This is a genomic window from Pantoea sp. BL1, assembly GCF_000963985.1.
In the GTDB taxonomy this organism is placed as follows: Bacteria; Pseudomonadota; Gammaproteobacteria; order Enterobacterales; family Enterobacteriaceae; genus Pantoea; species Pantoea rwandensis_B.
In genome coordinates this window covers 1-7,108 of sequence record NZ_JZRH01000044.1, presented here as the reverse complement: position 1 = coordinate 7,108, position 7,108 = coordinate 1, and the positions used below count along the sequence as shown (strand labels likewise).

Annotated in this window: 6 protein-coding genes and 1 pseudogene; all 7 read left to right on the top strand. The window is 44.2% G+C overall.

Features of this window, described 5'->3' with window-relative positions; all coding sequences use genetic code 11:
• Window positions 1-1,326: type VI secretion system Vgr family protein (locus VH86_RS19280; protein ID WP_045833812.1), on the top strand; the 1,326-nt coding region annotated here is incomplete at its 5' end.
• Window positions 1,327-1,328: 2 nt separating this feature from the next.
• Complete coding sequence (locus tag VH86_RS19275; RefSeq protein WP_045833810.1) at window positions 1,329-2,936, top strand: triacylglycerol lipase; 1,608 nt, start codon at window positions 1,329-1,331, stop codon at window positions 2,934-2,936.
• Window positions 2,933-4,030: a T6SS immunity protein Tli4 family protein gene (locus VH86_RS19270; RefSeq protein WP_052696630.1), complete on the top strand. Its 1,098-nt coding sequence runs from the start codon at window positions 2,933-2,935 to the stop codon at window positions 4,028-4,030. Before VH86_RS19275 ends, VH86_RS19270 begins: the two co-directional genes overlap by 4 nt.
• Before the next feature lie 252 nt (window positions 4,031-4,282).
• A complete protein-coding gene (gene yiaA / locus VH86_RS19265) occupies window positions 4,283-4,723 on the top strand; it encodes an inner membrane protein YiaA (protein WP_045833809.1) in 441 nt (146 codons plus the stop codon).
• A 353-nt stretch (window positions 4,724-5,076) separates the two neighbouring features.
• Window positions 5,077-5,331: a PAAR domain-containing protein gene (locus VH86_RS25245; protein WP_072050629.1), complete on the top strand. Its 255-nt coding sequence runs from the start codon at window positions 5,077-5,079 to the stop codon at window positions 5,329-5,331.
• A 3-nt stretch (window positions 5,332-5,334) separates the two neighbouring features.
• Window positions 5,335-6,453, top strand: coding sequence for a hypothetical protein (locus tag VH86_RS25805; RefSeq protein ID WP_156150603.1), 1,119 nt, complete (start codon window positions 5,335-5,337; stop codon window positions 6,451-6,453).
• Window positions 6,450-7,108: pseudogene (locus VH86_RS19260) on the top strand (hypothetical protein); the annotation flags it as partial. The gene VH86_RS25805 and the pseudogene VH86_RS19260, both read left to right, overlap by 4 nt.

Here is a 7,108-nt window from a genome sequence, read left to right as displayed (position 1 = left end):
CGCGTGACCAGCGCGAAAGATAACGACATCTACGCCTGGCAGGATGCGTCGGGTTTATACCGTGTGGTGTTTGATGCAGACGAAGAGGGAAAGGATCGCGGTCTTGAAAGTATGCCCGGTCGCCTCGCGAAGCCTTACGGTGGGGATGGGTACGGCTTCCATTTTCCGCTGATACAGGGAACGGAGGTGGCCATAGCGTTTCGTGAGGGAGATCCGGACCAGCCCTATATTGCTCATGCACTGCATGATTCGCGTCATGTTGATCACGTTACTGAGAAAAACAGTACCCGCAACGTTATCCGCACGGCTGGCCTGAACAAGCTGCGCATGGAGGACAAACGTGGTGAGGAGCATATCAAGCTCAGCACGGAGTATGGGGGGAAGACTCAGCTTAATTTAGGTCACAATGTTGACGCCTCACGCGATCTACGTGGTGAAGGAGCAGAGCTACGCACTGACAAGCATGTCTCTATTCGTGGCGGTGCCGGAGTGTTTATCAGTGCGGATATTCAGTCTCAGGCACATGGGAAGATGCTGTCCATGCAGGATGCTCTAAGCGAACTTCAAAAGGCGCAGCAGTTAACTGAGTCCTTGCGAAGTGCAGCAGAGATGGCAAAAGCCGAATTGGCGGATTTACAAACCCAGAAGTCGCTTTTAAGTGATGCCATCGCAGAGCTGAAGCAGTCTGCACTACTGCTCTCAGCGCCAGGTGGCATCGCGCAAGCCACGACTAAAAGCCTGCAACTGTCAGCAGGTGAAAACCTCATTGCAACCAGCTGTAAAAACACTGACTTCAGCGTAATGAAAGCTTTCACGGTGGCAGCGGGCGAAAGAATCAGCCTGTTTGCACAGAAGCTGGGACTGAAGTTACTAGCGGCGAAGGGGAAAGTCGAAATTCAGTCTCAGAGTGATGAGATGTTGCTGGATGCATTCCAGGATGTACGTATCAGTAGTAGCGAAGGTAAAGTTTTCATTCGTGCCAAACAGGATATTTTGCTGGTGGGTAGCGGTGGTGCTTATCTGAGAATAGGAAACGGTGAAGTAGAGAGCGGTGCCCCGGATAAAATTATTCAGCGCGCAACGGTATGGCAAAAATTCGGTGGTCAAAGCGCAAGCGAAATGTTTAATACCTTGCAACAGGGTAATTATGAACTCAACACGCAACTCATCCGGGCAGGAACCAAAGAAGCGGTAAAAAGTCATCAGGGGAATGTGAGTAGTGCTCTCGGGAAGACATTAGCTACTTCAGATGCTGCAGGGAAAATAGCCCCTCAAAGCTTTCCTGACATTGCCAGCATCAATTTAAACTTGAACAAGGAGCGTTAGTCATGTCTGAGGAAAAAGCGACACCAAAAATTGAGCCGACATTTGATGAAGATGGTAATGCTTGTTATCAGTTGTTTAGCACGCCTAAAGAAAAAAACATTGTTCAGCAATGTGTCGTGTATCCAGACCGGGTTATTCCAGTCATTTTTATTCCGGGTGTAATGGGCAGCAATTTAAAAAGTGATGATGAAGACGGATTAAAGATCTGGCGCCTGGATAGCAATGATCAGATTGCTGGTGACTGGTTTGGCACAAATGCTGAGACTAGAAAGAAAATGTTGGATCCAAAAAAAGTCGTTGTCGATGATGGTGGGAAAATAGACGAAAAATCAGAGCTCTACCTTCTTAAAACTCGTCGGGACCGCGGCTGGGGAACCGTAGGTTATACCAGTTATGCTACTTTCCTTAACTGGCTACAAAATACGCTCAACGACTTTAATGATGGTGACTCCAATGAACGTGCAAGTTTGCTACAGACTACGCTGAAAACGGAGAAGGGTGATGTATCACTAAGTAAGGAAGAGGTGGATTTGACATACCGCTATCTCTTTCCTGTCTTTGCTTTGGGGTATAACTGGCTGCAGTCAAACTCTGATTCAGCAACAGCGCTGGCTAAATACATTGATAAGCAAATTCAGTTTTACCGGCAACATGAACGGCAGTGTGAGAAGGTTATTTTGATTACCCACTCTATGGGGGGGCTGGTTGCAAGACACTATACGCAGCACCTCGGAGGAGCAGATAGGGTACTAGGGGTAATACATGGCGTGATGCCAGCGCTGGGAGCTGCGGCGACTTACCGCAGAATGAAAGCAGGAACAGAAAACGGTTCAGGGAACGCAAAGGGATGGGTTGCTGCTCAGGTGCTGGGAGGAAATGCCAAAGCCATGACTGCAGTCCTCTCACAGTCTTCCGGCCCTTTGCAGTTGTTACCTGGGAAAGCCTACGGACAGCACTGGTTGAAAATAACGGATGATAAAACTACTCATGCATTTCCGGAAGAAGATCCTTATAGCGAAATTTATTTGCAGCGGGATAAGTGGTGGGGATTGTGTGAAGACCAATTTATAAATCCCAGCAAAGGCTTAAATCAAGCAGGTTTGGACAGGGACTGGGAAACATTCTCAAAAATAATACAACGTGAAGTTAAGCCTTTTATTGAGGAGCTTTCTGGGAAGTATCACCCCCAAAGTTGGGCCTTCTACAGTGCAGATAAGACCTATCGATCATACGGCGACGTCTGCTGGCGAGCCAATACACCGCGTGTAGATGCATGGCTGAATCGTAATCGTCAGCGTGACGTGCTGGCAGGTCGCGCGGTTGATAAAACCGAGATGCTTGATAAGCGAAGTATTTCATCGCCCTTGTCCGGAAACGGGTGGGCAAAAGGCATTCATCAGACTTTTCAATTGTTGTCTGCAGAAGAAGCGGGGGACGGTACGGTGCCAGTTCGCTCCGGATGTATTGCTGAACACTATTTACACGCAAGGTTTCAGGTTTCGGTCGAACATGAGCCTGCCTTCCAGAACCAGTTGGCGCAGCAGTTTACCTTGCGGGCGCTTGTGAAAATTGTTCAGAACATAAAACAGACAACGCTGAGGGATGAGTGAAAATTAATAAAACTATTCTCGCGCTAGTACTTTTATTTGCCGTTTTTTTCGGATGGTACGGTTATAGCTGGCTGCCGCCACGAATCAATTTAAGTTCTGAGGAGCGTAAAAACGTGACACATTTTTTACAAGAAGCGGTCACTCGCTGTTTTGGTCGTTACATGATTGACCTTCCTGAAACATATACTATTACACACGATAATGTTATGGCGTTTATTGATGGAATGCCAATTAAATATAAGCGTATATATCACCCGGCATTTAAGCAAAAAATTCGCTTGAGGGAGGCCGAACTATCCGCAACGAAAACGTTGAGGCCTCTGGATATGCCTTATCTTAAGGGAGTTTATTCCTTACCTGACGGCATGGAAGGGATCATATTTGAAAGAAATAAAAGTACACAGGTTGTTGACGCTTCACGTATACTTGAAGCGCACCTTTATACCAATGGCGTTGCAATAGAAATAACTTTAGAAGCCGATAATGGGTTGTCATCACGTTATGATGAAGAACGAAAGTTGACCCCTGAAATCTACGGTGATACTGTTCCGAAAAAACTGGTTGAGCTAATAGATTTTCTCACACGTATTTCCGGTAAGCAGGAGAATGAAATCCCTCAAGAGCCAGGGTTTTGCCTGCCAGAATTATTTATTAAAGATGGAAATGCTCAACCTAAAGAGGAAGTTAGTGCGAATTACACTTCTTTAGAATACCCCGCTATAAAATTTCATTTTGACAGTGATAATTATAGCGCCTCTGAAGATTCTCTACTGGAAAGAAGCACCATGATGGAGCGCAACATTAAAAAGGCGGGAGGCTATACTATCCTTAGTGGTCGTCGCGAAATAAATGGATTATACGCAGAGCAGTGGTTAGCGCAGGGACAGTTAAGTGATACCAATGGTGAGCAAGCCCTGCGATTTGTCATTAATATCAATGAAAAAACGGCATCTCCCAAGCATCCAATGTTATCTCTGACGCTCCTGCAGCAGGGCCTGGAGGGCGAGGGACGTCTTACAGAGGCCGAAGCTGTAAGTATCTGGCAGCAGATTACCGACACTATCCGTATCCGTCCAAATGCGATAGCAAAATAGCCTGCTTTACCTAATCATTAGTGCAACCGTATGACATATATTTTTATGCACTGAATGTCGCCTGTCTATTGCCAGACATTCTCCCATGCAATGTCAATCGTCCATTCAATCCAAAAATTTTTACTGTTTTAGTCCACGGCTGTTTGAAAAATGTGCGCAGGGCGCAATGCCCTGGTGCATTGGTCTGTATTTATTCCGGCGGCAGCTCTTTTTAACATTTTAACTTATTTTCAATAACCTAAAGGAAATCCTATGAAAACGCAGAATATCCCTGTTTCACCCGCATTTGTCGCAATTTCCTGGATTGCCATGATCGGCGGCAGTGTGGTTTATTTGGCCGGTTTGTGGCAGGCAGGGATGGAGCTAAATGAAAAAGGCTACTACTTTTCTGTGCTGATTCTAGCGCTGTTTGCTGCGGTTTCATTGCAAAAAACGGTTCGCGATCGCCAGGAAAATATTCCCACAACTCGCCTTTATCACGGAGTGTGCCTGCTGGCATTTAGTCTTTCAGTTGCGCTGCTGGTCATCGGATTGGTGAATGCAACACTGATGCCTAGCGAAAAAGGGTTTTACGGTGTGTCATTCTTCATGGCGCTATTTGGTGCAGTAGCCGTGCAGAAGAATACCCGTGATAACCAATTCACAGAACAAAGGGCACCGGTTAATAATAACGCTGAGAATACTGTGGAATAATGGCTGTCGGGCGGTGATGCGCCCGATTCGAATTATACAATTAAAGATTGCTCATATTTATTTTTATTTGGACCATTACACCTTTTGTTGAGAGTATGCTCATTCAATAGAGTATGCAATTATGATTGACAGGAATGCAGTGGTTCAACTTTTATGCGATCACGTTTTTGTATATGAACGATATAGTGAATCTATAAGTTTAAAACCAGTCAACCTTTGGTCGTTATTATGCAATAAAGTATGTTTCGCGGTTATTTTTTATTTGTTGTTTTAAAATATTCATTTTTAGACTTCATGATTTATTAATTTCCGTTAATGATGTATCTCACCATTTAAAATAGGAGGGAAAGTATATGCCAGCACTGACTTGCTTAGGCGATGCAACAACACACGGCGGTACGGTTATATCAGCCTCATCAACTATGTATGTGGAGGGTGTACAGGTTGCATTAGTAGGAGATGGCGTTTCATGCCCACTGCATGGTTTTAATCATATTAGACAAGGGGATCCTACAATGTTCGATCAGGGCGTACAGGTGGTTGTACACGACTGCATATGTGAATGTGGATGCAAAGTTATCAGCTTTCGAAATGAGATGGTTGAATAAAAAATGAATTGGCCGATTCCAGATATCCCACATAAAAAAAATTTAAATAAACCATCCATTAAATTATTGACGGTTTCTTTTATTCTTTTGATTTGCTTAGGTGCATTGACTTCTATTTTTCTGCTGAAAGTTCATGGTTACAGAGATGTAATAATCAATGGCTTGCTACCTTCAGGTTTGATATGGCTATGTCTCGTAGGGATTGTTTGGTTTCGGTATGATCAAGCATCTAATGCAGCTATATTATGGGAAGTTCAGACCCAAATTACTAAATCACACTGGCAGCGCTGGGCTATGTGGCAAAGACCGATTGTGGCCAATATAATCTTGTGTCCTGAGAAAAATGGAAGTGAAGCTTTAATTGGAGAGCCTTCTTATATTCCAGCATATCCTGTGAAATGTAGACGTCTACACCATAATTTTTTGACTTTAAGCTCTAAGTTGAGTTTTTTAGATAAAAATCTGGAAGAACAGTGCCCAGGTTATAGAAATGACCTTCATGACATCATTGTGCTTATTACAGAAAAACATGATGTATCTTCCATTTCTCAGGCTGTATTTAAACAATGGGATATGATCCCTGATATTGTTTCTGAAATAGACCAATACTTTTCAGGTTCTGAATCCTGTTCGATTAAAGGAAATGCGCTGATTATTACTTTACAGGATTGGCCTAACTCTATTGAGCGTGAATATAGTGAGTTTATCAACGCAAATCTCATCTGTTCATCAGAGATGAACGAGAGTAATTCATTGCTTGTCAAGGCTGGTGTAGGACGATTTTTGCATTCAGACTCTCTGACGAAATCACTTGATGTTCTTACTGAGTATAACAGGTTGGTGGCTTCAGAAATGAAGCATGTTTGGCTTTCGGGAATTGGGGAGGCTGATATGATTACAATCGTACGCTATGCTGAAGAAAAAAAATGGGCTCTTCCTTCCCGCCATCCTTTTTTAATTGTTAATCATTCATTTGGTCCTCCAGGACCACTAGCTTTTCCTGTTTCGATTTCATTATTAGTGGATGCTGCAATTAGGACTGGAGAAACTCAATTATTAATATCAGGTGGCAAGGATAAAGCCTATTCATTTTGTCTGATTACAAGGAGGTTGTTTTTATGACATCAACAGCTTCGCCGGTCATTCGGCGTTTTAGTGTGACAGGTTATTCAATATTAGTCGTGGCGCTTGCATGCGTAAGTGCATTCCTGATCACTACTTTCAGAAGTGGTATGGATATTTTAGGGGTAAATGTTGAATATGTTTGGTTAATCTGGTGTGTGTGTGTAATAACTTTAATAATAGCTGTCTTTACTCTTCATTTTTCTCAGAAAAAGTCAATTGGCCAAGAGCAGGAGCAATATTTACCTCAAAAGATAATTGGGCACCACAAGCAATTAGATAAGAAAAAAGCGACTTCTACTGAAAATCACCGGATTATTCTCCAGCATCTCCGTTATGCTCTCCGCCAACAACACGGCCGTCTTTGGAATTACAAAGTTCACATCCTTCTCATCACGGGCAGCGTGCCAGACGTTGAGCGCCTGACACCTGGCCTGACCAATCAACTCTGGCAAGAAGACAGTGGCACGCTGTTGTTGTGGGGCGGCGATCCCGCCTCTCAAACTGACGAAAACTGGCTGATTGCTTTAAAGCGTCTGCGTCGCCGTCCTGCTGACGCGATAATTTGGGTGACTTCTGCTGCTGACCAGCTTACCGACATTGCCGGGTTGCCCATTGCAGCGCAACCCTCTGGCGCCGCGATGGACGCCACCGC